The organism is Haloarcula sp. S1AR25-4 (assembly GCF_031624555.1).
Taxonomy (GTDB): Archaea; Halobacteriota; Halobacteria; order Halobacteriales; family Haloarculaceae; genus Haloarcula; species Haloarcula pellucida.
Map to the genome: position 1 here is coordinate 106,816 of NZ_JAMQOR010000002.1, position 23,660 is coordinate 130,475.

Annotated in this window: 23 protein-coding genes and 1 pseudogene; 7 read left to right on the forward strand and 17 right to left on the reverse strand. The window is 66.2% G+C overall.

Annotated elements, in window-relative coordinates; translation table 11 throughout:
• Positions 1–30: 30 nt before the first annotated feature.
• Positions 31–528: a FlaD/FlaE family flagellar protein gene (locus NDI85_RS09185; protein WP_188998447.1), complete on the reverse strand. Its 498-nt coding sequence runs from the start codon at positions 526–528 to the stop codon at positions 31–33.
• Positions 529–700: 172 nt separating this feature from the next.
• Between NDI85_RS09185 and NDI85_RS09190 the strand changes: the two genes are divergently transcribed.
• Positions 701–1,594, forward strand: coding sequence for a ParA family protein (locus NDI85_RS09190; protein ID WP_310915594.1), 894 nt, complete (start codon positions 701–703; stop codon positions 1,592–1,594).
• A complete protein-coding gene (locus NDI85_RS09195) occupies positions 1,591–2,535 on the forward strand; it encodes a chemotaxis protein CheW (protein ID WP_310915595.1) in 945 nt (314 codons plus the stop codon). Before NDI85_RS09190 ends, NDI85_RS09195 begins: the two co-directional genes overlap by 4 nt.
• Before the next feature lie 6 nt (positions 2,536–2,541).
• Here the strand turns inward: NDI85_RS09195 and NDI85_RS09200 are convergent, their stop codons facing one another.
• The 6 genes and pseudogenes from NDI85_RS09200 to msrA form a co-directional block, all read right to left on the reverse strand.
• Positions 2,542–3,738 (reverse strand): FAD-dependent oxidoreductase, encoded by a 1,197-nt coding sequence (locus NDI85_RS09200; protein ID WP_310915596.1) that lies wholly within the window; start codon positions 3,736–3,738, stop codon positions 2,542–2,544.
• A gap of 60 nt (positions 3,739–3,798) precedes the next feature.
• Entirely contained in the window at positions 3,799–4,773 is a 975-nt protein-coding gene (mvaD, locus tag NDI85_RS09205; RefSeq protein WP_188998462.1) for a phosphomevalonate decarboxylase MvaD, read from the reverse strand.
• A 51-nt stretch (positions 4,774–4,824) separates the two neighbouring features.
• Positions 4,825–4,998, reverse strand: a pseudogene (locus tag NDI85_RS09210) (HVO_2922 family protein); the annotation flags it as partial.
• A 96-nt stretch (positions 4,999–5,094) separates the two neighbouring features.
• Positions 5,095–5,949 (reverse strand): succinylglutamate desuccinylase/aspartoacylase family protein, encoded by an 855-nt coding sequence (locus NDI85_RS09215; protein ID WP_188998468.1) that lies wholly within the window; start codon positions 5,947–5,949, stop codon positions 5,095–5,097.
• 47 nt (positions 5,950–5,996) lie between these two features.
• Positions 5,997–6,533, reverse strand: coding sequence for a cob(I)yrinic acid a,c-diamide adenosyltransferase (locus NDI85_RS09220; protein ID WP_188998471.1), 537 nt, complete (start codon positions 6,531–6,533; stop codon positions 5,997–5,999).
• 80 nt (positions 6,534–6,613) lie between these two features.
• The gene (msrA, locus tag NDI85_RS09225) at positions 6,614–7,282 is read right to left on the reverse strand and encodes a peptide-methionine (S)-S-oxide reductase MsrA (RefSeq protein ID WP_310915597.1); all 669 of its coding nucleotides are present in this window, start codon (positions 7,280–7,282) and stop codon (positions 6,614–6,616) included.
• Positions 7,283–7,387: 105 nt separating this feature from the next.
• Here msrA and NDI85_RS09230 point away from each other — a divergent pair, with 105 nt between their 5' ends.
• The 3 genes from NDI85_RS09230 to NDI85_RS09240 all read left to right on the forward strand — a co-directional run bounded on the left by NDI85_RS09230 (position 7,388) and on the right by NDI85_RS09240 (position 8,245).
• Positions 7,388–7,558 carry a hypothetical protein gene (locus tag NDI85_RS09230; RefSeq protein WP_166971461.1) on the forward strand — a complete coding sequence of 57 codons (171 nt, stop codon included), beginning with the start codon at positions 7,388–7,390 and terminating at the stop codon, positions 7,556–7,558.
• Positions 7,559–7,631: 73 nt separating this feature from the next.
• Positions 7,632–7,838, forward strand: a complete 207-nt coding sequence (locus NDI85_RS09235; protein WP_188998487.1) for a hypothetical protein — start codon at positions 7,632–7,634, stop codon at positions 7,836–7,838.
• Between the two features lie 38 nt (positions 7,839–7,876).
• On the forward strand, positions 7,877–8,245 hold the full coding sequence (locus tag NDI85_RS09240; protein ID WP_310915598.1) for a response regulator: 369 nt from the start codon (positions 7,877–7,879) through the stop codon (positions 8,243–8,245).
• Here the strand turns inward: NDI85_RS09240 and NDI85_RS09245 are convergent.
• From NDI85_RS09245 to NDI85_RS09270, 6 genes are all read right to left on the reverse strand, one after another.
• Positions 8,242–11,718 (reverse strand): PAS domain S-box protein, encoded by a 3,477-nt coding sequence (locus tag NDI85_RS09245; protein ID WP_310915599.1) that lies wholly within the window; start codon positions 11,716–11,718, stop codon positions 8,242–8,244. The genes NDI85_RS09240 and NDI85_RS09245 overlap by 4 nt on opposite strands.
• A 54-nt stretch (positions 11,719–11,772) precedes the next feature.
• Positions 11,773–13,197: an aminomethyl-transferring glycine dehydrogenase subunit GcvPB gene (gene gcvPB, locus NDI85_RS09250; RefSeq protein ID WP_310915600.1), complete on the reverse strand. Its 1,425-nt coding sequence runs from the start codon at positions 13,195–13,197 to the stop codon at positions 11,773–11,775.
• Complete coding sequence (gcvPA, locus tag NDI85_RS09255) at positions 13,194–14,537, reverse strand: aminomethyl-transferring glycine dehydrogenase subunit GcvPA (RefSeq protein ID WP_310915601.1); 1,344 nt, start codon at positions 14,535–14,537, stop codon at positions 13,194–13,196. Before gcvPA ends, gcvPB begins: the two co-directional genes overlap by 4 nt.
• Positions 14,538–14,655: 118 nt before the next feature.
• Positions 14,656–15,039: a glycine cleavage system protein GcvH gene (gene gcvH / locus NDI85_RS09260; protein ID WP_188998502.1), complete on the reverse strand. Its 384-nt coding sequence runs from the start codon at positions 15,037–15,039 to the stop codon at positions 14,656–14,658.
• Entirely contained in the window at positions 15,036–16,127 is a 1,092-nt protein-coding gene (gene gcvT / locus NDI85_RS09265; RefSeq protein WP_188998505.1) for a glycine cleavage system aminomethyltransferase GcvT, read from the reverse strand. The genes gcvH and gcvT overlap by 4 nt, the downstream gene beginning before the upstream one ends.
• Before the next feature lie 377 nt (positions 16,128–16,504).
• On the reverse strand, positions 16,505–17,203 hold the full coding sequence (locus tag NDI85_RS09270; RefSeq protein ID WP_310915602.1) for a DUF2071 domain-containing protein: 699 nt from the start codon (positions 17,201–17,203) through the stop codon (positions 16,505–16,507).
• A gap of 144 nt (positions 17,204–17,347) precedes the next feature.
• On the opposite strand from NDI85_RS09270, the gene NDI85_RS09275 reads away from it, so the two are divergent.
• The gene (locus NDI85_RS09275) at positions 17,348–17,812 is read left to right on the forward strand and encodes an NYN domain-containing protein (RefSeq protein ID WP_166971483.1); all 465 of its coding nucleotides are present in this window, start codon (positions 17,348–17,350) and stop codon (positions 17,810–17,812) included.
• Between the two features lie 36 nt (positions 17,813–17,848).
• Positions 17,849–18,694 carry a TatD family hydrolase gene (locus NDI85_RS09280; RefSeq protein WP_188998512.1) on the forward strand — a complete coding sequence of 282 codons (846 nt, stop codon included), beginning with the start codon at positions 17,849–17,851 and terminating at the stop codon, positions 18,692–18,694.
• Positions 18,695–18,718: 24 nt separating this feature from the next.
• Here NDI85_RS09280 and pstB read toward each other — a convergent pair whose 3' ends face one another.
• From pstB to NDI85_RS09300, 4 genes are all read right to left on the reverse strand, one after another.
• On the reverse strand, positions 18,719–19,600 hold the full coding sequence (gene pstB / locus NDI85_RS09285) for a phosphate ABC transporter ATP-binding protein PstB (protein ID WP_310915603.1): 882 nt from the start codon (positions 19,598–19,600) through the stop codon (positions 18,719–18,721).
• The gene (gene pstA, locus NDI85_RS09290) at positions 19,600–21,252 is read right to left on the reverse strand and encodes a phosphate ABC transporter permease PstA (RefSeq protein ID WP_310915604.1); all 1,653 of its coding nucleotides are present in this window, start codon (positions 21,250–21,252) and stop codon (positions 19,600–19,602) included. The genes pstB and pstA overlap by 1 nt, the downstream gene beginning before the upstream one ends.
• Positions 21,253–22,260, reverse strand: coding sequence for a phosphate ABC transporter permease subunit PstC (pstC, locus tag NDI85_RS09295; RefSeq protein ID WP_188998521.1), 1,008 nt, complete (start codon positions 22,258–22,260; stop codon positions 21,253–21,255). It lies immediately after the preceding gene.
• Positions 22,261–22,352: 92 nt separating this feature from the next.
• Positions 22,353–23,378 carry a phosphate ABC transporter substrate-binding protein PstS family protein gene (locus NDI85_RS09300; RefSeq protein WP_396275527.1) on the reverse strand — a complete coding sequence of 342 codons (1,026 nt, stop codon included), beginning with the start codon at positions 23,376–23,378 and terminating at the stop codon, positions 22,353–22,355.
• Positions 23,379–23,660: the final 282 nt, after the last annotated feature.

Below are 23,660 nucleotides of genomic sequence, written 5' to 3' on the forward strand. Positions count from 1 at the left end.
TCAAGAATCAGCGCTGATAGCGACCCGGCCCTACGTCATCGCGGTGAGTTTCGCGATGTACACCAGACTCAGCATGTGGTCGTCGACGCTGAGGTCGTTGCCGTCGTTGGTGGCGGACTCATCGATGCCCAGCAGGTAATCGGAGAGGTCCGACTCGACCGTCTCGGTTATCCAATCGATGGACTCGTAGTAGGCCAGTGCCTCGTCTGCGCCCTGATACCCCGAGTGCATCAACAGGAACTCGAGCCACTCGAAAACGACGAACTCGGCGGCGTACGTCTCCGGGAGCGAGGCGAGATACGGTTTCTCCTGACTGTCACCCGCGAGGAACGGGAGCAGTTCGCGGTACAGCCCCGACCGGAAGGAACTGCCGGCCAGTACCTCTTCGTCGGCGTCTTCGAGTCCCATTTCGAGATTTGATGGGTCGGGCACCTCCTCGTCCTCACCCAGCCCGCCGTTACGATCGCCGCGCTTGCGGGCCATCTTGCGCAACTCGTCTAGATCGTAGTCGCGCGGGTTGATAGTCATGGCACAACTGTTTCACCTACGTCAAGTTAAATCTTGCACCCGTCTGACGGCCGTCAGACACTCGCTCACGCCCCTTGCCAGTCGATTCCGTCGCTGATACCCGAATTACGCGGTTGATAATCGGGGGCGTATTTTTATAGGGACCCACGACCGAGGTGGAGCCACTTCGACGATGAGTCGGCACGCAACGACCGACCCGGCCCGTATCTGCGTGACCAACGCGAAGGGCGGGACCGGTAAGACGACGGTAGCCATCAACGTAGCCGGTGCGTTGAACGACCGAGGTCGGGACGTCCTCTTCGTAGACCTCGATCCGCAAGGCAACGCTACGGAAGGACTGGGGCTGACCGACGCCTACGACGCCCAGCCACCGACACTGTTCGACGCGCTGACGCGGGACCCCTCGCTGCTGGGCGACCTCGTAGTCGAACACGAGGAGATGGACGTGATTCCCTCCAGCATCGACATGCTCCAGGCGGAACACGAACTGACCATCGCCGACCTCATCGCCCGGGTCCGAACGCAGGATCACGGCGTCGACCCGGCGGCGCTGGCCGGGTTCGCCCTCAACGTCACGCCGGAGACGGTGACCGGCGACCACGCGCTGGACACGCTGGACCGTGCGCTCTCGACGGTGTCGGGGTACGACTACGTCATCATCGACTCGCCGCCGTTCTACGGCAAACTGACCGACACCGGGGTGTTCGCCGCGGGACACATCCTCATCCCGGCGCTGGCCGAAGCCACCTCCGAGCGAGCCATCGAACTCCTGATGGACCAGATGGCCGCCATGGAGCGCCAGACCGGGACCACCGTCGGGACGCTGGGTGTCGTCGCGAACCGTATCGAGACGACGTCCGAGGACGAGATGATGCTGGAGTGGTTCGACGCCGCGTTCCCGGACAGTCCCGTGTGGGAGGTCCGCAAGCGCGTCGCGCTCCAGCGGGCCTACACCGAGGGCAAATCCATCTTCGCGACCGACGAGCGCTGTGACATGGCCGAGGTCTTCAGCGACGTCGCCGCGACGTTCGACGAGCAGTTCGGCTACACAGAGGTAACAGCATGAGTGACGACGACCGCATGGACCGAGCAGAGCGCATCAGCAAGATGCGCGCGGGGAACAGGGACGACGACGAATCGGCAGCGCCGACGGACGAACAGGCCGACGCCGCGAGCGACGGAGCGGCCGAGGCCGAGTCGGACGGCGAGTCGGCGTCCGAGGAACCGACGACGGAGACGGCCGAGGACACGGCGGCCGAACCTGCCGACGAATCGGTCGACGGAACCGGCACCGAGGCGGCGGTGACCGACGAGTCGGACGCCGAGGTCGACCCGGCCGAAGTCGCCCAGCGAGCGGCGGCCGCCGCCGAAGAGATTACGGGTGGCGACGCCGACGCCACGCCCGCGACACAGACCGGCGACGTCTCCGCGACGGCGTCGCCGATGCAGGGGCCGACCGGCGTCGAACTCCCGGACCAGCAACTTCTAGAGGAGGCGATGGCGACCGGCGACGTCGGCCGAACCGAGGGCGGGGCCCGCGCCGCCGCACTGGAAGAGGAATCGACACAGACGGAGGAACTCGTCCGGGTCCTCGAGTTCGCACTCGGCGAGGAGTACTACTGTCTCGACATCGAGTACGTCGAGGAGATCGTCAAACGGGACGCGGTGACCAGAGTCCCGAACACCCCCGACTACGTCGAGGGCGTCGTCGACCTGCGCGGGCAGATTACGACCATCCTCGAACCGAAAGAGATGATGGACATCGACGCGGACGGCAGTCAGGACCTCATCGTCGTCTTCGACCCCGATATGTTCGAAGAACAGGGCGCGGTCGGATGGGTCGTCGACAACGTTCGGCAGGTCGTCCCCGTCGCCGAATCCGAGGTCAACGACCCGCCGGTCGACGCCGAGTACGTCCGCGGCGTCGTCGACCGGGAAGACCACGACCAGTTCGTCATCTGGGTCGAACCGGACGACGCCCTCGAATCGGCGACCGGCGAGGACTGAAGCGGCCTACTTCTCCGAGACGTCCACGACGTCCGGCACGTCCGCGTCGACGTCGGCCTCGTCGACGGCCACGTTCAGTTCCTCCCGGACGAGGTCCGTCGCGTTCTGGATGGCACCCACGCTACCGAGATAGCCCGCACCGACCGTCGTCTTCAGCGCGAGCGCCGCCCGGCCGGTCAACACCGTCGGACCGACTTTCGCGACGGCGTCGTTCCCCACGGAGACGAGCCACCCCGGCATGTCGAAGTTGTACTGCGTCAGGCGCGGTTCGAACCCGTCGTCGCCGTCGCGACGGTGGTCGACGAGTGCCGCGACGTTGTCCGCCGCGACGCGGGCCTCACGGATTGCGGCCGAGGCGCTCGCTGGCACCGCTTCACCGTCGCTGTCGACGACACGGGCGGCGTCCCCGACGGCGAACGTCGACTCGCCCAGACGGAGGTCCGCCCGCACGACCGGTCGCTCGTCGTGCAGCGCCTCCGGCCCCTGAATCCCGCCCGTCCAGACGAACTGGTCGTAGGCGAGGTCCGCGCCGGATTCGAGCGCGATGGCGTCGGCGTCGGCCCCCGAGACACCGGTGCCCGTGTGGACGGTGACGCCGGCGTCGAGTAGCGAGTCGTGGACCGCTCGCTGGAACGACTCGGGGAACGTCGGCGCGACGTGGGCCGCCTGTTCTACGAGGACGACCGCCACGTCGACGGCTTCCTCGTCGGCCAGCGCCGCGAGTTCGCCGGCGACCTGCACGCCGGAGAGGCCCGCCCCGCCGACGACTACCCTGTCACCGTCGCCGAGTTCGAGAAAGTCCGCGCGAATTGTCTCGGCGTGGTCGAGGCGCTTCAGCGGCGTCGCGTATTCCCGGACCCCGTCGAGGTCGTAGTAGGCCGTCTCGGCACCCAGACACACCGCGCCGACGTCGTAGTCCAGCGTCTCCTCCCCGTCGGCCGCCCGGAGCGTCGTGCGCCCGTCGTCGGCGTCGAGGCCCGTGACTTCGGCCCGCCGAACCTCACAGTCGAGCACGTCGGTCAGCGGGACGGTGATGTCGTCGGCGAGCGACGGCCGTCGGACGACTCGATGGAGTTCGTGCTGGACGAGGTGATCACGTTGCTCGTCGACGACGACGAGGTCCACGGCCTCGGGGAGTGTCCGTTCGAGCGACCGTGCGAGTGTCAGGCCGGCGTATCCGGCACCGAGAACGGCGACGCGCATGGCCGCTGGTTGGGTCCGGAGCGGGATAATCCTGTTCCAGCCCGTCGGTCAGAAGTCGGGTCAGAACAGCGCGGCGTCCTCGTCGAGGACGCGGGCGGGGCCGCCGACCTCCCAGACGCGGGTGTCGACGCCGCAGTCGGCGACCGTCTCCTCGACGCGGTCGACGTACTGCTCGGTGGTGTTGATGTAGACGCTGGCACCGGTGTCGACCGAGAAGTACACCGGCACGTCGTGTTCGGAGCGGAGGTCCCGCACGGCGTTGAAAATCTCGATGGTGCGCGGTTGCCAGTACACCCACCCTGCGGGGCCGGTCATCGTCGTCGCCGCGAGCGAGAGGGAGTCGTGCTCGGCGAGTTCGAACGCCCGGTCGAAGTCGGCGTCGTACAGGGCATCACGCATGTCGGAGATCTGGCCGTGCATGTGGGCCATCCGGGCCTCGAACATGTGGCTGTCGGCGGCCTCCTCGTGGGCGGCCTCCGTCTCCTTGTAGGAGGGGACCATCCCGGCGACGATTCGCAGGTCGTCTTCGAGGTCGGTCTCGATGCGCTCGCTCCGGCAGTCCTCGTCGTTCATCCCGGTCCGGAGGTGCGAGAACGCGCCGGTGACGGCGCGGGCCGCCGACGAGGAGCCACGGCGGGCGACCGTCGAAATCTCCGGGCGAGTCATGTCCAGTCCGGCCGCCTCGACGAGCGCCATCGCCGCGGCGGCAAAGCCCGACGAGGAAGAGCCAAAGCCGATGTTGGTCGGGAAGTTGTTCGTCGACTCGAAGCGGACGCCGTGGTCGATGCCCGCCAACTCGCGGACGTGGTCGACGACGGCGTCGATGCGCTCGGCCCCGCGACCCTCGACTGCCTCGCCGTCGATGACGTAGGTGTCGTCCTCGCGGGCCGGGTCGAACTCGGCGGTCGTCTTCGAGTGACTCGGCGCCGTACAGACCGAGATGCTGTCGTGGTAGGGGAGCCGAAGCTCCTCGTCGCGCATCCCGTGATACTTGACCAAGCCCTGAATCGGGTGGGCCTTCGCGGTCGCTTTCATACCTCACCCTTCCGGGCCGGTCACTTTGCTATTGCGAACCCGCGCCGGTCGTCACTGCTCTTCGACGTCGGCGTCCGGCGCGTTCGACTTCACGCTCTCGATGCCCTGCTTCGCCTTCGCCTTGCTGGCGTATCCCTCGCCGCTGTCTGCGATGATGTTCCCGTTCGAGTGGCGAAGCCGCCACCGCCACTGGTCGGACTTGTCGGTGTACAGTTCGAAGGTCGCTGCCATGACTACCACCGAACACGTAACCGACGGGCAAGAAAGTGTGGGCCAACCGAGACGACGGGGCACTGCGGGCACCGTCGACGCCGAGAGGCGTCAGCCCATCCCCCAGTACTCGCGTGCGTCAGCGAGCGATTCGCCGACGGGGACGCCCTTGTAGCCGAAGATGTCCTGATAGCCACACTCGGACATCAGGATAGGGACGAACGGTTCGTCGGCAGTCACCTCCTCACCCTCTATCGTCGCCCAGACCGCCCCCTCGGAGACCAGTTCGAAGTTCTCGGCCTCGAGGTCGTACAGTTCGCTGGAGGCGGTCCCCGGCGGGGCGTCCTCGGGTTTCTCGACGACGTCGTCGAGTTCGTAGAACCTCGGGTCGCCGGTTGCGACGGTGCCGGGGAGCGCGTCGTGGAGCCGAAGGAACGTCTCGATGACCATCGTGGCCGTGTCCGTCGCGTCCTCGGTCCGCTGTCGGCCGGACTCGACAGTGACGACCGGCGCGCATCGGTTCAGCGTCCCATCGACGGTCTGACTCGTGTCGACGACTGACGGCGTGGGGAGGGCCGCGGACGTTTCGAGCGCCGTCGGATACTCCCGGGAGACCAGCGCCATCGGTTCCGGCTGGGAGTGCGTCGCGTGCAACGAGAGCGTCGGCGTCTCGCCGACGACGTCGAGCAGTTCGGCCGCGAGGCGCTCCTCCAGTTCGTCGCTCTCCGCGTCGCCGGGGAAGGCCCGGTTCATGTCGACGTCGACGTACCGACGGTCGGCCGCCAGCGCGGCGGGGTTCGCGTAGACGAACTGCACCGGGCGCTCAAACTCGTGGTCGGCGTCGAGGACCCGCTGGATAGCTCGCACGCCGCTGGGTTCGTCGCCGTGAACCCCCGCGATGACCGTCACCGCCGGGTCGCCGTCCGGGCCACGCACCGTCACTTCGGGGGACTCTATCTGGGACATCTACGCTGACCTACCGGGCTGGACGTCGAAAAACGTGGGGCACTCGCTCAGTACTCGGGGCTCTCCTCGCGGACGCCCTCGCGCTTGTTGACCAGTCGCGCGAGGGTGAACAGGGCGTCCGAGAGGCGGTTCAGATAGACGATCGCCGTCTCGTTGACGCCGGCCTCCTCGGCGGCCAGTGAGACGGACCGTCGCTCCGCCCGGCGACAGACCGCTCGCGCGTGGTGGAGTTTCGCGCCGGGTTCGGACCCCGACGGGAGGATGAACGACTCCAACGGGTCCAGTTCCTCGTTGGCCTCGTCGATAATGGCCTCTATCTCCTCGACGTGTCCCTCGGTTATCTGCGGGTCGTCCTCGTCGGGTTGGGGATTCGCGAAGTCGGCCTGCACGATGTGGAGGTGGTTCTGCACCGCCCGGAGGTGGTCGTCTAAGTCGTCGTAGCCCGTCGGTCGGACGACGCCGACGAGGGCGTTCACCTCGTCGACGGTGCCGTAGGCCTCGATGCGGCGGGAGTCCTTCGAGACTCGTTCCATCGTCCGGAGGTCCGTCTGCCCCTGGTCGCCGCGGCCGGTGTAGATGGTCATACAGGAGGTGGGTCTGCCACGCTCTTATAGCCGTGGGCGAACCGTTTGGGGCGCGGCGAACCGACCGGACGACCGTGGCGTCAGAGTCGTCGCCGGACCTCCGAGAGGGCCGCCGGCGAGAGGTCCAACTCGGCGAGCAGTTCCCGTCGCTGGTCCGCGTCGCCGTGGCCGGCGACGAAGCCGTTGAGGCGGGCGGCGACCGTCGACTCGACGAACGCCGGCCCGTAGACGTCTTCGAGTTCGTCGGCGACGACCGGCGTCGACCGGAGTTCGTACTTCTGGTGGTACTCTTCCGCCCGGTGAAACCGCGCTAGCGTCTCGACGGGCGTCTGAACCGTCTTGCCGGTTCGCTCCTCGAGGGCCGTCTTCGAGGCCGCTGCCGCCTCCCGTTGGGCGTCGTCGTGTGCGAGGACGACGCCGCGGTACTGGCGCTTGTGCGGCGCGGAGAACGGACTGTGGTTCGCCCAGAACACGCCCAGTAGGTCCTCGTAAGCGCGCTCCGCGGGGTCGTACTCGACCTGTATCACTTCGGTGTGGTCGCCGAGCGCGTAGTAACTCGGGTCCGGGTCGCTCCCGCCCGCGTAGCCGACACGCGTACGGACCACGCCCGGCATCGCGCCAAAGCGGGCGTCGGGTCCCCAGAAACAGCCCATTCCGAACGTCGCCGTCGCCGTCTCCTCGGGCGGGAGCGCCTCGGCGTCTACGCCCAGTGCCGTCGGTCGCGTCGACTCTCGGTCCGATAGTCCCATACGGACGACAGGGGCGCGAGCGGTTTGCGTGTTCGGGACCGGCGAGACGACCGCGAACCGGCGGAAACCGGGACCTTCAATTGGGCCCGTGAAGAATCGGGGTGTATGAGCCTCGAATTGGAGCACTACTGCCCGGAGTGCGAAGAGTACCGGAACTTCTGGAAGGTCGCAAGCACCACGATGCACCTCGGGACGAAAGTCAAGTGGCACTGCCCCGAGTGTGAGTACGGGTTCGTCCGTATCGACGGCGAAGTCGACACCGGACAGACGGCATAGACGCCTCAATAGCCGTATAGAGTGTTCTTAGCAGCCGTTTTATCGGTGGTCAGTGGAACGTCACGTAGACGCAATGAGCCTCGACCCGGACTGGGAGACCGCCGAGACTCGGAGCGGTCCCGGCGACCCCGACGTCGAACTGTCCTTGACGGTCGTGCAGTACTCCGACGGCCCCGACCGGTGTACGATTTATCCGCCCGGTTTGTCCGGCGTGCCGCGGATGTCGACGTGGCTCACTGCCGACCGGTCGGCGTTCGTCGCGCTGGACGAGATGCGGTGACCGGGAGTTTTACCACCTCGGGCCGAAAGCATTATATGATGAGTGTGGAGGTCCTACTGGTTGACGAAGACCATGACGTACTCGAAATCGTAGCGACGTTCCTCGGCCAAGAAGACGATCTCTCCGTGACGAGCGAGCCTGACCCGGAAGCGGCGCTGGAGATGGCGTTGACTGGCGACTACGACGCCGTCGTCAGCGACCTCAAGATGCCGAAACTCGACGGGGTAGAGCTCTGTACGGCGATTCGAGAACACGACGAGTCGCTCCCGTTTTTCCTGTTCAGTGCCCGGGAACCCGAGGACGTCCAGCCGGCGGCTGCGGACGCCGGCGTGACCGCGTTCGTCCAGAAAGGGACCGGGACCGAACAGTACAGCGTCCTCGCCGACCGCATCCGGGACGCGGTCTAGACGTCCGTCCGTGGGAGAGTGAGCGTGACCGACGCACCGCCGGCGTCCGATTCTTCGAACGTCACCATCCCGCCGTAGGACTCCGTCACCCAGATGACGAGCCACAGGCCGAGGCCGCTGCCGTGACTCAACTGCGTGATGGGCTCGTCACCAGTCAGGACGTCCAGTTCGTACTCGGGGATTCCCGTCCCGTCGTCGGCTACCGTCACCGAGACGCGTTCGTCGGCCACGCTGACGTCGACGGTGATGGACGGGTCCGGGCCGGCGTAGTCGAGGCTGTTTTCCAGTAACTCGGCGACGACGCGCGTGAACCGCCCGTCGGCGGCCGCCGCGTCGACCGGCGGGATGGCAGTCTCGATAGCGCCGTCGGCCTCGTCGTAGGTGTCGACCAGCGAGGCCACGGCGTCGGGGACGTCGACCGGTTTCGTCCCGGCGTCGTCCCGGCGGACGGCACGCTCGATGTCGCGGGCCCGGTCACTGACCGAGGCCACGTCGGCGGCCTTCTGCTGGAGTCGCTCGACCAGCGAGAGTCGGTCGGTATCGTCCAGTCGCTCGGCCAGTTCGTCGGCAAGCCCCATCACCACGGTGAGGTCGTTCCGGAGGTTGTGGCGCAACACGCGGTTGAGCACCTCCAGTCGACGCTCGCGTTCTTTCTGGTCGGTGATGTCCGTGTAGATGTTAAAGCCCCACATCCGTCCGTCGTCGCGCCGGTAGGGAACGCCCCGATAGAGGAAGTCACGGAACCCCTGGTCGGTCCGGCGTCGAATCTCGGCCTGTACGGACTCCCCGGTCGCGTTGACAGCGGCGAGACGGTCGGCCTCTGCCCGGGCCGCCTCGTCCGGCGGGGCGATGAGGTCCGTCAGTTCCCGGTCGAGGACCGTCGCGTGGTCGTACCCGAACACCTCGGTGAACGCGGGGTTGACCGAACGCACCGCCTGCTGGTCGTCGACGAACTCCGTCTCGACGACCGCGTCCGGGAGGTTGTTGAAGAGATACGAGAAGCGGTCGCGCTCGTCGCGGAGCTCTTCGCGGGCCTGTTTGAGTTCGGTCAGGTCCCGGACCACGCCGACGGTCCCGCGGAACACGTCGTCGTCGATGAGCGACACCTCGATTTCGGCGGGACGTTCGACGCCCGCAGCGGTGACCAGCGACGTCTCCAGTTGCATCGACGCGTCGTCGGTCTGCGCTCGGAGGTCACGGATGCGCTGCTCGAAGGCAGCGACAGAGCGGTCGTCGAGCACCGACCGCGGGTGTTCGCCGAGCATCTCCTCGCGCTCGAAGCCGAGCCATTCGGCGAGCGGTTCGGTGACGAGCTGGAAGGTGCCGTCCTCGTCTAGGACGTACACCATGTCACGGACGTTCTCGACGGCCGTCTCGTAGCGCAGGAGGTCCTCCTCGCGCTCGACGCGGTCCAGCGCGGCAGCGGCGTTCGAGGCGAGAATCTCGGCCACGGAGACGTCGGCGTCGTCGAACTCGGGCGTCTCCACGGCGGCGACGCTCAGCACGCCGTGGTCGCCGAGGGGGACGTACATCGCGGCGTTGGCGTCGCGGTTGTCGTACCGCTCGACGTCGTCGAAGTCGTCGACACGGATGGTCTCGCCGCGCTGGAACGCCTCGCCGGGGAACGCCTCGTCGGCGTCGTACAGCGGCCGGTCAGGCAGTGAACTGGACCCGGCCACCGGCCGCAGGACGTCCGTCTCCGGGTCGTGGAGTCTGACGAGGTTGAGGTCGAACTCGAGTTGAGCCTCCGCGGCCGCCACGACCGTCTCGGCCACCTCGGAGGCGGTGTGGGCTTGCATCAGCGACCGCGTGGTTTCGAGGAGTCCAGAGAGTTTCTCGTCGCGTTCCTTCTGGTCGGTGACGTCGTGAAAGTACACCGAGAGGCCGTTCTCGGAGGGGTAGGCGTTGACCCGGAACCACTTCTCTACGGGCGGGTAGTACTCCTCGAACGAGACCGGTTCTTGCGTCGCCATCGCCTCGCGGTAGGCCTCGTGGAACGTCTTCCCGACGGCCTCGGGGAACATCTCCCAGAGGTTCTCGCCGAGTACGTCCTCGGCGTCCCGCTCTAGCACCTCCTCGGCACGGTGGTTCCAGTAGGTGAGTTGCCACGTGTCGTCGACGGCGAAGAAGGCCGCACCGATGCGGTCGAGTATCTGTTGGATACGCCGGCGCGCCTCGCGGAGTTCCCGTTCGCGCGCTTTTCGCTCGGTGACGTCCCGGACGACGCCTGCACTGCCGACGAACTCCCCGTCGTCGCCGTACAGCAGCGTCATGTGGTCCTCGGCGGGGAACGCCGTGCCGTCGGCCCGCTGGATTTCGAGGTCGAAGGTGGCCTCGTCGTCGCGGTCACCGAACAGCATCTCCCGGATGACCGACTCCGCGCGCGTGACGCTCGCATCGTCTTTGACGGCCCCGGTGTACGCACCCAACAGGCTGTCCTCGTCGTACCCCGTGAGGGCCGTCATCGCGCTGTTGACGAACTCGAAGTGACCCTCGTCGTCGAGGGCGTAGACGCCGTCGTCGACCGCCTCGATGATGCCCTCGTAGCGTTCGAGTTCGCTCTCTCGTTGACGGCGTTCGAGTTCCCGGCTGACCCACTCGACGAGCAGTTCGACGAACGTCTGCTGGGCCTCGCTGAACGGTTCGGTCCGGGACTCCGCGTCGGCGAAACACAGCGTCCCGTACAGGTCACCGTCGACGTGAATCGCGCCGCCGAAGTAACAGGCGAACCCGGTCGTCTGGTAGGCGGGTTCGTCGGCCCACCCCTCTGCCGGCGCGTCGAGGACGTCGAGGGTCTCCCCCGTTTCGACGATACGTTTGCAGTACGTGTTCGCGAGGTCCGTGGTCGCGCCCTGCTGGATGACCTCGCTGTCACCGACGACCTGTACCACCTCGTAGTCCTGTCCCTCGATGCGGCTCATGTACCCCAGCGACAGGTTCAACCGTTCTGCGCCGAGTTCGAGCACCGCGTCGATGGTCTCCGCGTTCGTGAGGTCGTCCCGGGTCGCCAGCCGTGTCAGGTCCCGCAGGGCCTCGTTGTTCGTCCGGAGTTCGCGTTCCCGCTCTTTTTGCCCGGTGTCGTCCGTCGCCCTCTCGGGGCCATCCCCTCCCGTTCGCACCGCCCGGACCCGCTCTGCGGGGTCCGTCTCGCTCCGGGGAACGTACTCGGTGGCGCCGCGGCGCGTCGCCTCGGCGGCCACGCTGCCGTCGGGGTCGGGGGTACACAGCAACACCGGAACGTCGGGGTGCCGGTCGCTGAGTGCGTCGAGAACGGCGAGGCCGTCGAGGCCGGCGCCGGGGACGTGGTCGCAGACGACGACGTCGGGGTCGATGGCGGCCGCAGTGTCGAGGGCTGCATCGCGAGACGTGACCGACGTCACCTCGACGGCGGTGCCCCCTGAGAGTGAGAGCGAGGTGACACCGTCGGCCACGGTGGCGGGACGGACGTGCAAAACGACGGACTGCTCGGACATGCTGGTGGTACGTCGTAACCGGGGGCCGGGAACTAATAAACTCGGCCCAGATTATCAGGTTTCAGAATCGAGCGCCTGCCACGAGAGCCGCGGGTTCCGCGCCGCGCCGACCTGATCGATGCGCCCCGCCGCCGTGCGCTCCGGGGCCGACGCTAGCGTCTCGTCGTCCTCGCCGTGGACGGCCTCGAAGGCGGCCGCCAGTTGGTCCAGCGAGCGCTTGCTCTCGCCTTCCGTCGGTTCGGTCATCAGCGCCTCGTCGACGATTTCGGGCCACTTCGTCGTCGGCGGGTGGACGCCGTGGTCGAGCATCCGCTTGGCCGCGTCGGCGGCGTCCTGCGGGCTAGCGCTGGCGACGAACTCGTGGTGGAACGGCCCGAAGGGCACCTCGTAGGGAATCTGTTCGGCGAGGTAGTTGGCGTTCAGCACCGCTTTGGCGCTGGCGTCGATCAGTCCCGCATCGCCCAGACGGGTGACGTAGGCGAACGTCTTCAGGAGGACCGGCCAGTTGCCGTAGTAGCCGTGGACCTTCCCGACGGAGTGGTCGGGCGTGTAGTACTCGAACCCGCCGTCCTTCGAGCGGACGTGCGGGTCCGGCAGGAACCCGGCTAGGTCCTCGGTCACGCCGACGGGGCCGGCACCCGGCCCACCGCCGCCGTGGGGCGTCGCGAACGTCTTGTGGACGTTGTAGTGCATCACGTCAAAGCCCATGTCGCCCGGGCGCGCCCTCCCCAGCAGGGCGTTGAGGTTCGCGCCGTCGTAGTACAGCAGACCGCCGGCGTCGTGGACGACGTCGGCGATCGCCTCGATGTCGCGCTCGAACAGGCCCAGCGTGTTGGGGTTGGTGAGCATCAGCGCCGCCGTCTCCTCGCCGACGGCCGCTTCGAGCGCCTCGATGTCGACCCGGCCGTCCTCGCCGCTCGGGAGTTCGACCACGTCGTACCCTGCCATCGCCGCCGTGGCGAAGTTCGTGCCGTGGGCCGAGTCGGGGATGACGACCTCCGAGCGCTCGTCGTCGTTGTGCTGGTGGTAAGCCTTCGCTATCTGGATGCCGGTGAACTCACCCGCCGCCCCGGCCGGTGGCTGGAGCGTCACGGCGTCCATCCCGCCGATGCGACCGAGATAGTCCTGGAGGCGGTGACAGAGCGCGAGCGTCCCCTGTACAGTACTGTCCGGTCGGTCCGGATGGACGGCGGCGTCGGCACGGCGCGAGATGTCCTCGGTGAACGACGGGTTGTACTTCATCGTACAGGACCCCAGCGGGAACGGCCCGCTCTCGACGCCGTAGTTCATCTGCGAGAGGCGCGTGTAGTGTCGGGCGAGTTCCGGTTCGGCCGGGTCGGGCAGTTCCAGCGAGTCCCGCGTCAGGTCGTCCGGCAGGGGCGAATCTTCGACGGCGACCTCGCGGTTTGCCTTCTCCGAGAGGAGCGGTTCGTAGCGCTCGTCGTCGTCGTCCGTCCACCGGGCCTGATCGTACTTCATCGGGCCACCTCCGCCATCGCCTCGACGAACGCCGCCTCTTCGTCGGCGGTCACCTCGGTGGTACACACCTGTAACAGGTGTTCGTCGACGGCGTGGACGGCGTAGCCGCGCGCGGCGAGGTCCTCGACGACCGCCCGCGCCGGTTGGTCGGTGCGGACGACGAACTCTCGGAAGTGGTGGCCGTCGTGGACCGGCGCCTGCAAGCCCACGACTTCGTCGAGTCGGGTGGCGAGACCCTCGGCGCGCGTCACGCACTCTTCGGCGAGGTCGACCAGTCCTTGCGGACCCAGCCACGCGGCGTGCATCGCGGTGCGGAGCGCGACCCACGCCTGATTCGTACAGATGTTCGAGGTGGCACGCTCCTTGCGGATGTGTTGTTCGCGCGTCTGGAGCGTCAGCGTGTAGGCCCGGCGGTCGTTGGCGTCCTCGCTGGCGCCGACGAGACGGCCGGGGACCTGCCGGAGGTACTCCTCGCGGGTGACGAACATCCCGAGACCGAAGCCGTATGCGGTGCCGATACCCAGCGAGGCGGCGTCGCCGACCACCACGTCGGCGCCCACGTCGGCCGGGCGCTCCAGCAGGGCCAGTGCGACCGGGTCCGACCCGAGACAGAACAAGGCGTCGTGGTCGTCGGTCACGTCGCCCACGCCCGCGAGATTCTCCGCGACGACGCCCCGCACGCTGGGCGTCTCGGCGTACACCATCGCCACGTCCTCGTCGGCCATCTCGGCGAGGGCGGCGACGTCGGCTTGCCCGTCGTCCATCGGATACGACTCGACAGAGAGGCCGGGGCCATCCGCGTAGTTCTCCAGCACCGCGTGCTTGCCGTCACGCAGGTGTTCGGGGACCAGAATCCGGTCGCCCGACACCGAGCGGACCCGCTGGGAGAGCGTCGCCGCCTCGCCCAGCGCCGTCGCGGCGTCGTACATCGAGCAGTTGGCGACCCCCAGTCCAGTCAACTCGACCAGCATCGACTGGTACTCGAACAGCGTCTGCAGGAACCCCTGTGCGATTTCGGGTTGATACTGCGTGTAGGAGGTCAGGAACTCGGACCGTTTCGAGAGGTCGTCGACGACGCTCGGCACGTAGTGGTCGTAGTGGCCCCGACCGAGAAATTCCGTCAGGTCGTCGTTGCGCCGGAGGAGACGGGCCGCCTCCCGGCGTGTCTCACGCTCGCCCCGGGCGTCGATGCCAAAGTCGCCGTCGAAGGCGACGGCGTCGGGCACGTCGAACAGTGCCTCGACGTCGTCGACTCCCAGCGCCTCCAGCATCGCCGCCGTCTCGGCCGGCGTGTGCGGTGCGTACGGACTGCCAGTCGTGGATACGTCACTCTCGCTCATTGGTAGGAACGCCCATCCGCACGGGTGGACATGATGGCTGATGCTAGCAACCGACTGTACATTAGCCTACTCCTTCCCCCGGTCCGCGCGAGAGAGTCCCACGCGGTCGAACGCTCGACTACGCGATCTGGTCGCCGTACTCCTCGGGCGAGAGCAGGTCGTCGAGTTCGCCCGCGTCGGCCAGTTCGACTTCGAGCATCCAGCCCTCGCCGAAGGGGTCCTCGTTGACCAGTTCCGGTTCGTCGAACAGGGCGTCGTTGACGGCGGTCACCGTCCCCGAAACCGGGGCGTACACGTCAGAGACGGCCTTTATCGACTCGACGACGCCGAACTCCTCGCCGGCGGTCAGTTCCTCGCCGTCGTCGGGCAGTTCGACGAAGACCACGTCACCCAGTTCGTCCTGAGCGAAGTCGGTGATGCCGACACGAGCGGTCGCGTCGTCTACGCGCACCCACTCGTGGGACTCCAGATATCGCAGGTCGTCGGGAACGTCGAAGCTCATCTGTCGATGAATGGGGGGGCCCGGGTACGTGCCTTCTTCGGTTCGCCGCGAACGACGACGCGCAGCGACGTGCCGGGGTCGCGGTACTCGACGGGGAGATACGCCAGCGCGATAGCCTCGCCGAGCGTCGGACTCATCGTCCCACTCGTCACGTGGCCTATCGACTCGCCGTCCGGAGTCTGCACCTCGTAGCCGTGGCGCGGAATCCCTCGGTCGACCAGTTCGATGCCGACCAGTTTCTCCGTGATGCCCTCGGCGTCCTGCTGTTCGAGCGCGTCGCGGCCGACGAACTCGGTGTCGAGTTTGACCGTCCAGCCGATGCCGGCCTCGTATGGCGTCCGCGGTTCGTCCTCGGGGTCGAAGTCCTGTCCCGAGAGGAGAAACCCCATCTCCAGACGAAGGGTGTCCCGCGCACCGAGGCCACAGGGCGGACACTCCAGTGCTGTCCACACCGTCTCGGCCGCGTCCCACGGACACAGTATCTCGAACCCGCGCTCGCCCGTATAGCCCGTTCGCGCGACCAGCGAGTCGACGCCAGCGACCGGTCCGCGTTCGACGCCGAACCGGTCCATCTCGGCGAGGCGAATATCGGTTCGCTCGGCCAGCAGATCCGGCGCGTCCGGCCCTTGAAGTGCGATCATGGCGTACTCCGTGGTCCGGTTCGTGACTGTCGCGTCCAGGCCCCACTGCTCTCGGTGGCTCGTCCACCGCTCGGCCATCTCCTCGTCGTGGCCCGCGTTGGGAACGAACAGGAACTCGTCGTCTGCTTCCGCCGGTAATCGGTAGACGACGGTGTCGTCGAGCATGACGCCGTCGCCGTCCGTTATCGCGGCGTACTGTGCCTCTCCGGGGTCCAGCGCCGCCACGTCGTTGGTCGTCAACCGCTGGGTGAGGCGTTCTGCCTCGGGCCCGTCGACGGTTACCTCGCCCATGTGCGAGACGTCGAACTTCCCGACGGCGGACCGAACGGTGGCGTGTTCCTCGCGAATCGACTCGAACTCGACGGGCATCTCCCACCCGCCGAAGTCCGTCATGCTGGCACCGGCCTCCTCGTGGACCCCCGAGAGCGGGGGTGTCCGCAGTGACATAGCCGAGAAATCGCCCCCGGTCACCTTACTACTTGGCCTCTGGTCGCGGTCTGGGACGGTTTCGACAGAACTCATAAATCATATATCGCGATATCAAATCACGTTCGTGGCGTCACGGGCGGCCTGCGGAGCGGAGCGATAGAACGGCGGTTCGGTATACGGCGGTGACGACACCAGACGGAGAGTCGTAGCGGTAGACGGCGTCTACGGAGCCGTGGACCCGTCTCTTCTCGTGTGGGCGCGAGATGACGTTCCTCGGGGCGGCGATGAAGCGACACACGGGGCCGCGGACCGGTGGTTGGCTCGTCGCCGCGAGGTTCGTCGGCCGCAGACTGTTCCGCCTCGCGTCGCTACCTTCGATACCCTACCGACGAGACCTAGTCGTCGCGAACGTGCTTGCTCCGTGATGCGACCACGTCGAGGCCGGGGCTGTAGTAGTAGACTGGGTCGCCGTCGGGTCGTACGAACCCGTGTGCCGAGAGGTAGGTGTTCGTCTCGACGGCGGCGGCGGCGGGGTACAGCGTCCACGGGTCGTGTTCGACGTCGGTGTATCTGAGCGACCCGTCCTGTGCTTCGGTGTAGAACCGATAGCGCTCGACGAGGAATTCGCCGAACGGGTCGTCGGATGCCGAGAACGGCGCGCCGGTCGGCCAGTAGGTCCCCGCGTACTGCGCGGGGCGGGAGCCCGGATGTCGACGGCGGCCGCTGAACCGCACTCGGCCGTCGTCCCAGCACAGCGAGATGCGCGCGTAGTAGTACGGGAGGTGATGAAACAGGCGCGCGCCGACGACGCTCGAGATACCCTGCGCGTCGAGGCTGAAGAAGTAGACGCTCGGGACGTCTTCGCGTGTGACGTACGTCCGCACGTTGAGTTCGGGTAACCGGATACCGAACGCTTCGGGAAGGCCCTTCGGCCGGACGGCGACGTTGGTGAACGGCACGATCGAGAGCCACGCCGACCCGTCGAACACGTCGGGCACCAACCGGTCGGGGAGGTGTGCGTCCATCACCGCCGGGTCGACCGGCCAGTTCTCGAACAGAAGGTGCCGCCATCCCATCTCCAGCGGGAGGACCATAGAGCCACTCTGCGGTCCGGAGGAAAATCCCTTTGGGCAGCGGGCCAAGTACTCGATTCGATATAGCGGTATTTGATTTATTACTCGAACGACCTCCGAGACCCGAAACGCCACACATAAGCCCAGCGGCGGGCGAGAGGGCGCATGAACTTGTTTCGTCGCCTCGTCGGTGACGACGCCGACGACCGGACGCGCGTCGGGTTGTACGTCGACGGCCCGAACGTGTTGCGCTCGGAGTTCGACGTCGACTTAGACGAGGTTCGGACTATCGCAGAATCGTACGGGCCGTTAGCAACGACCAGACTGTACCTCGACGAGAACGCCTCGCCGGGGCTGATTCAGGCCGGCGAAGCCCGCGGTTTCGAAGTCGTCACCACGAGCGGCGACGTGGACGTGCGTCTGGCCGTCGACGCGACGGCGGCCGTCGCGGCCGACCGTATCGACGTGCTCGTCGTCGCCTCGCGCGATACGGACTTCAAACCAGCACTGGAGGTCGCTGCCCGGAACGACGTCCGGACCGTCGCGCTTGCACCCGGCGAACACGGGAAGTCCGATGCACTCCAGAACGCCGCCCAGGACGCCCTCTCGCTGGAAGCCGACGTCGAATAGCGAACGCCTTTTTGTGCGGGCACCGGACCACCGGATATGGACATCGAGGAGACGCCGGTACTCGACAACCACATGCATCTGGACCCGGTGCAGGGCCGGAACGTCGAGGCCGTAGAGGAGTTCGCCGAACAGGGCGGCACCCACCTGCTCGTCCTCAACAAACCGTCGTGGCACCTCGTCGAGGCCGCGACCGACGAGTCGACGTTCCGCGAGGCGTTCGACCTGACTGTCGGCGCCGTCGAGTCCGCGACGGAGGTACTGCCCGGCCGGGCGTGGCCGGTGCTGGGGGTCCACCCGGCACTCGTCTCGAAGTTGGTCGAAGACGGCTACACGCCCGCGGCGGCCCGCGACATCATGCAGACGGGGCTGGACGTGGCCGCGGAGTACGTCAGAGACGGCCCGGCGCTGGCCATCAAGTCGGGGCGACCCCACTACGACGTCGACGAGGACGTGTGGGACGCCTCGAACGCCGTGATGTGTCACGCCTTCGAACTGGCCGCCGACGGGGACTTCGCGGTCCAGCTGCACACCGAAGGCGGCGAGGACTTCGAGCAGGTGGCACAGTGGGCCGAGGAACGTGGCATGGACCGCCGACAGGTCGTCAAGCACTACTCCGGCGGCCGGTTGCAGGGCCCCACGAAGTCCGTCCTCGCGGACAAGGACGAACTGGAGATCGCTATCGAAGAGGGCGACCCGTTCCTCATGGAGACGGACTACATCGACGATCCGGACCGACCCGGCGCAGTACTGGGGCCGAAAACGGTGCCACGGCGCGTCCGGTGGCTGTTAGAAGCGGGGCACGAGGAGGCGGTGCGGACCGCACACGTCGAGACGCCGCGTGCGGTGTACGGTATCGACACCGAAGCGACGCTCACCGAGTGAGGACAGAACGAAGCGGTTGGGACGTTATCCGAACTTCCCGGTGATGTAGTCCTCGACGCGCTGACTCTCGGGGTTCTCGAATATCTTGTCCGTGTCGTCGAACTCGACGAGTTCGCCGCCGGTGAGGAAGACGGCCGTCTTATCGGAGATGCGGGCCGCCTGCTGCATGTTGTGCGTGACGATGACGACGGTGTACTCCTCGGAGAGTTCCTCGATTAGGTCCTCGATTTGGGAGGTGGCGATGGGGTCTAGCGCCGAGGCCGGTTCGTCCATCAGCACGACTTCGGGGTCGACGGCGATGGCCCGCGCGATGCAGAGTCGCTGTTGCTGGCCACCCGAGAGGTCGAGTGCGGATTCGTCGAGGCGATCTTTGACCTCGTCCCACAGGGCCGCCTTCTTCAGGGACTCCTCGATGACCTCGTCCATATTTTCGGTCTTGTCCTGCGTGCGCAGGCCGTAGGCGACGTTGTCGTAGATGCTCTTCGGGAAGGGGTTGGGGTGCTGGAACACCATCCCGATGCGCCGGCGGAGCGCCACCGGGTCGACGTCGTCGTCGTAGACGTTCTTGCCCTTGAAGGTCAGTTCTCCCTCGACGCGGGCGATATCGATGAGGTCGTTCATGCGGTTGATACACCGCAGGAACGTCGACTTCCCACACCCGGAGGGGCCGATCATCGCGGTCACCTGATTTTCGGGGATTTCGAGGTCGATGTGCTGGAGCGCCTGCGTCTCCCCGTAGAACACGTCGAGGTCCCGCGAGCGGATGACGGTCTTACCCGACGTGACGCCGCCGCGTTCGGCGTTCTCGTCTAACCCGCCCTTGCCGGGGTCGGTGCTGATGAGCGACTCCTCGTCTGCCACCTCGTCCTGTGCCTCGGTCTCTGTCGCCATGTCCTCTGTGGTCATTAATGAGCCTCCTGTTGGTATTTGTTCCGCACGAGAATCGCCACGCTGTTCATCGTCAGCATCACGATGAGCAGGGTCACCACGCCCGCAGCGACGACGCCGTACCGGAAGTCAGGCGAGGGCTGGAACGCCCACGCGTAGATCTGCAACGGCATCGCGGTCAACTGGCTGAACAGCCCCGACGGCGGCGAGAACTTCGTCGTCGCCACGCCGATCATGATGAGCGGTGCCGCCTCGCCGATGGCGCGGCCGAGCGCCAGAATCGTCCCCGTCAGGATGCCCGGAATCGACCGAGGGAGGACGACGTTCCGGATGGTCTGCCAGCGGGTCGCACCCATTCCGTAGGAGGCCTGCCGGAGCGAGTCCGGCACGGACCGAATCGCCTCCTGCGCGGAGATGATGACGATCGGGAGAATGAGCAGAGAGAGCGTCAGCGCTGCCGTGAGCACCGTCCCGACCCCGAACCCGCCGTAGGTAACCGGACCGAGACTGGCTTCGACGTTGACGAAGATACCCAGGCCCAGCAGTCCGTAGACCACCGACGGGACGCCAGCGAGGTTCGAGATGTTGACCTTGATGATTCGGGAGACGCTAGAGAACGGGCCGCTCGTCGGCGCGTACTCTTCGAGATAGATGGCCGTGCCGACGCCGAAGACGAAGGTGAACACGCTGACCAGCACGATGAGGAACACCGACCCGATGATGGCCGGGTACAGCCCCGCTTCTCGCGCGTTCGAGGCCTGAATCGCTGGCGGGCTGGTGACGTACTGCCACGTGAGCCACGGCGTCGGTTCGGTCGCACCGAGCGCGCCGACGATGAACTCACCGAGCAGGAAGCCGAGAACGGCGATGGCCGGCAACGCGAAGGCGGCCCAGCGCTCGCGGTGGCGCGCCGTGTCGATGGCGGCGAACCCGACCGGGAGGCCGAACATCACGAGGCCGATGAGCCACACCGAGCGAGCTATCTGGGGAACCATGTCGACGACCGGCACGCCGACGATAGCCAGCACCGGGAGGCCGACGCCGATGCCGATGCTCTGTCGTTTCGAGAGTTCCAGTCGGTCGTGCGCGAGGAAGGCAGCCAGTCCCGCGGCGGGGAGGACGAGCGACAGGAAGTAGACGCCCGGTGCGCCCAGCATCCCGCCGAGCGAACTGAGGACGCCCAACCCGAGCGTCCCGGCCACGGGGCCGAGGACGACGGCGGCGAGCATCCCCAGCCCGACCCACGTCGCCTCGCGGTTGTACTGCCCGTAGACGAACAGGCCGAGCGTCGGGCCGACGACGGTCAGGAAGTAGGCGAACCAGACCGGCGGGCTGGCGATGACAGAGAGGATGATGACCGTCGCGACGGTGAGCATCACCCCGCCCAGCGTCATACTGAACAGTTCGAAGGCGCCAGCGACGATGTCGGGTTTCGTGCGTGCGTACACGAAGAACGCGAGGAGTGGCACCAGCAGCGTCGCGGTGTAAGAGAGGTACCACGTCGTGCCAGCCGATTCCAGCCCGAAGGCGTCCCAGAACACGTACGCGAGCAGGACACCCAGCGCGAGGATACCGACGATGGACGCCCCGAACGAGATGTATTTGAACGCGATGCCCTTGAGCCGGCTGACCTCGCCGAACTCCGTCTGTGTCGGTGTTTGTGTCGCCATTTACTCGTACTCCTCCCGGTAGCGGCTCGCCACGACGTCGCTCACGACGTTCATCGCCAGCGTGATGACGAACAGCGTGAGGCCGATGGCGAACAGTGACTTGTAGGCGGTCGACCCCCCGGAGATGTCCCCGCTGGCGATGTTAATCATCGCGACGGTCATCGTCGCGGAACTCTCGGTGTAGAGTCCGATGAGGTCACCCGGTGCGACGTAGGGGATGCCGAAGGCCGACTGGACCGCCGGGATGTCCGGTGGCTGTGACCCGGCGGCGAGCACCACGGCCATGGTCTCGCCGATGGCCCGCGAGATAGCGAGGATGAACGACGAGGCGATGCCGGAGATGGCGGCCGGGACGACGATGCGGAGCGAGACGTTGAACTTCGTCGCACCGAGCCCGTAGCCGGCCTGTCGCAGCGAGTCCGGCACCGAACTCATCGCGTCTTCGCTGATAGAGGAGACCATCGGGATGATCATGATACCGACGACCAGCGAGGCCGAGAGCCCGTTGAACAGGCCCAGATTCGGAAAGCCGAGGCCCAGTGCCCCGTTCAGCCAGCCGATAACGACGTTGAGCGCGGGCGTGATGTAGACGATAGCGAAGTAGCCGTAGACGACCGTCGGGACGCCTGCCAGCACTTCGAGCATCGGCTTCAGCACCGAGCGCGTCCGTTCGGTCGCGTACTCACTGAGATAGATGGCCGTCAGCAGTCCGACCGGGAGCGCGATGACGGCCGCACCGATGGTGATGAGCATCGTCCCGAGCGCCAGCGGCAGGACCCCGAACGTCGTCGGTTCGCTGGCGCTGAACTCCGTCGCGGTCAGGAACTCCGCGATGGGAACGACCGAGAAGAAGTCGGCCGCGTCGAGAACCAGCACCGCGATGATACTGACGGTCGTCAGGACGGACAACACGGCACACCCGGCAAGGGCGTATCTGTACGTCGACTCCCGAACCGTCCTGAACCCCCGGTCCCCTGTGAGGTCGGGAGTCTGTCCCTCGTTGCTCATCGTGGTCGTTGTGTCATATACTGTATCTCGGGAAAAAGTACCCGGATTGTATCTATAGTTCTATTGTCTCTCAATACTCGCCTATGTGACGGTTACTGGACCTCGTCGATGACCGCGTTCAGCGCGTCCAGTTCGGCCTGCATGTCCTCCTCCGTCTTCGGGACGAAACCGATTTCGTCGGCGATGAGCGAGGAGTTGGCGCTCTGCTCGACGTAGTAGCGGGCGAACTCGGCGACGTGTTCCTCCGCGAGGGCGCTCTTCTTCGGATACGTGAACAGCGAGCGCGAGAGGGGCTTGTACTTGCCAGACTTGGCCGTCTCCAGCGACGGCTTGACGCAGCCGTCGCCGTTGTCGATGCCCAGCGCTTTGACGGCGTCCTTGTTGCCCTGATAGTAGGCGAAGCCGAAGTAGCCGATGCCGTACTGGTCTTTCTGGACGCCCTGGAGGATGAGGTTGTCCTTCTCGGTGGCCTCGTACTTCGTGGTGTGGCTCGTCTCTTCGCCGAGGATAGTCTCGTTGAAGTAGTCGAACGTCCCGGACGTCTCGGCGGCCCCGAAGCGGCTGATGGGTTCGTCGGGCCAATCGCTGTTGACCTCGGCCCACGTCGAAGCCCCGTCGGCGCGCCAGATCTGTTTCAGTTGATCGGGGGTCATGCAGTCGACCCAGTCGTTCTCCGAGTTGACGATGACCGTCAGCGCGTCCGTGGCGATGTTAATCTCGTGGTACTCGACGCCGTTGTCGCTACAGAGTTGCTCTTCCTCTTTCGTGATGGGCCGGGACGCGTTGTTGAACGCGGCGTTGCCGACACAGAAGTGGTTGCTGAACCCGCCACCGGACCCGGTCGGACTCACGCTGATATCGACGCCCGAGTGGGCGCTCTGGAACTTCTTCGCGACGGCGAACGCGATGGGGTAGACCGTACTGCTCCCCGTGATGTTTATCTCGCCGGAGAGCTGACTCGAACCGCTGTCACCGCTGGAACCGCTACCATCACCGGAGCCACCGTTGGAGGGCCCTTCCGTACAGCCTGCGAGAGCGAGTGCTCCGACTGCACCGGTACTTGCCAGAAAACTACGACGCGAGACGCCGCCGTTCGGTGAGTCTGTCATCGCCCCAATCGAGGCCAGTGATAAATAAGTACTCTACTATGACGTGTATAGATTGCTACGTTATCTATATAGTCAAATGTTGGGAGTGTGTGTCAAGGGTATCGAAATTAGTGCCGAATATACGTCTAACAGCGGAATTCTGCCGGTAGCGCGCGACTCTCGACGGGCGTTCTGAAACCAGTTGTGGGAACGCGCTCGGAGGTAGAAAACGACTATAGAGCCCTTCAGGATGGCATTCGTCCCGTTGAAGGTGAAATATTTTCCGGATATATAGATGGGGGTGGATTTATG

Bases quoted from the DNA above. Each gene is read 5' to 3' on its own strand.
- NDI85_RS09240 (WP_310915598.1), top strand. From the start codon at position 7,877: ATGAGTGTGGAGGTCCTACTGGTTGACGAAGACCATGACGTACTCGAA.
- NDI85_RS09245 (WP_310915599.1), bottom strand. From the start codon at position 11,718: ATGTCCGAGCAGTCCGTCGTTTTGCACGTCCGTCCCGCCACCGTGGCC.
- pstB (WP_310915603.1), bottom strand. From the start codon at position 19,600: ATGACCACAGAGGACATGGCGACAGAGACCGAGGCACAGGACGAGGTG.
- NDI85_RS09195 (WP_310915595.1), top strand. From the start codon at position 1,591: ATGAGTGACGACGACCGCATGGACCGAGCAGAGCGCATCAGCAAGATG.
- NDI85_RS09235 (WP_188998487.1), top strand. From the start codon at position 7,632: ATGAGCCTCGACCCGGACTGGGAGACCGCCGAGACTCGGAGCGGTCCC.
- NDI85_RS09215 (WP_188998468.1), bottom strand. From the start codon at position 5,949: ATGTCCCAGATAGAGTCCCCCGAAGTGACGGTGCGTGGCCCGGACGGC.
- pstC (WP_188998521.1), bottom strand. From the start codon at position 22,260: ATGAGCAACGAGGGACAGACTCCCGACCTCACAGGGGACCGGGGGTTC.
- NDI85_RS09275 (WP_166971483.1), top strand. From the start codon at position 17,348: ATGAACTTGTTTCGTCGCCTCGTCGGTGACGACGCCGACGACCGGACG.
- NDI85_RS09185 (WP_188998447.1), bottom strand. From the start codon at position 528: ATGACTATCAACCCGCGCGACTACGATCTAGACGAGTTGCGCAAGATG.
- NDI85_RS09280 (WP_188998512.1), top strand. From the start codon at position 17,849: ATGGACATCGAGGAGACGCCGGTACTCGACAACCACATGCATCTGGAC.
- NDI85_RS09270 (WP_310915602.1), bottom strand. From the start codon at position 17,203: ATGGTCCTCCCGCTGGAGATGGGATGGCGGCACCTTCTGTTCGAGAAC.
- mvaD (WP_188998462.1), bottom strand. From the start codon at position 4,773: ATGAAAGCGACCGCGAAGGCCCACCCGATTCAGGGCTTGGTCAAGTAT.
- NDI85_RS09200 (WP_310915596.1), bottom strand. From the start codon at position 3,738: ATGCGCGTCGCCGTTCTCGGTGCCGGATACGCCGGCCTGACACTCGCA.
- NDI85_RS09220 (WP_188998471.1), bottom strand. From the start codon at position 6,533: ATGACCATCTACACCGGCCGCGGCGACCAGGGGCAGACGGACCTCCGG.
- gcvT (WP_188998505.1), bottom strand. From the start codon at position 16,127: ATGTCACTGCGGACACCCCCGCTCTCGGGGGTCCACGAGGAGGCCGGT.
- gcvH (WP_188998502.1), bottom strand. From the start codon at position 15,039: ATGAGCTTCGACGTTCCCGACGACCTGCGATATCTGGAGTCCCACGAG.
- gcvPB (WP_310915600.1), bottom strand. From the start codon at position 13,197: ATGAAGTACGATCAGGCCCGGTGGACGGACGACGACGACGAGCGCTAC.
- gcvPA (WP_310915601.1), bottom strand. From the start codon at position 14,537: ATGAGCGAGAGTGACGTATCCACGACTGGCAGTCCGTACGCACCGCAC.
- NDI85_RS09230 (WP_166971461.1), top strand. From the start codon at position 7,388: ATGAGCCTCGAATTGGAGCACTACTGCCCGGAGTGCGAAGAGTACCGG.
- NDI85_RS09190 (WP_310915594.1), top strand. From the start codon at position 701: ATGAGTCGGCACGCAACGACCGACCCGGCCCGTATCTGCGTGACCAAC.
- msrA (WP_310915597.1), bottom strand. From the start codon at position 7,282: ATGGGACTATCGGACCGAGAGTCGACGCGACCGACGGCACTGGGCGTA.
- pstA (WP_310915604.1), bottom strand. From the start codon at position 21,252: ATGGCGACACAAACACCGACACAGACGGAGTTCGGCGAGGTCAGCCGG.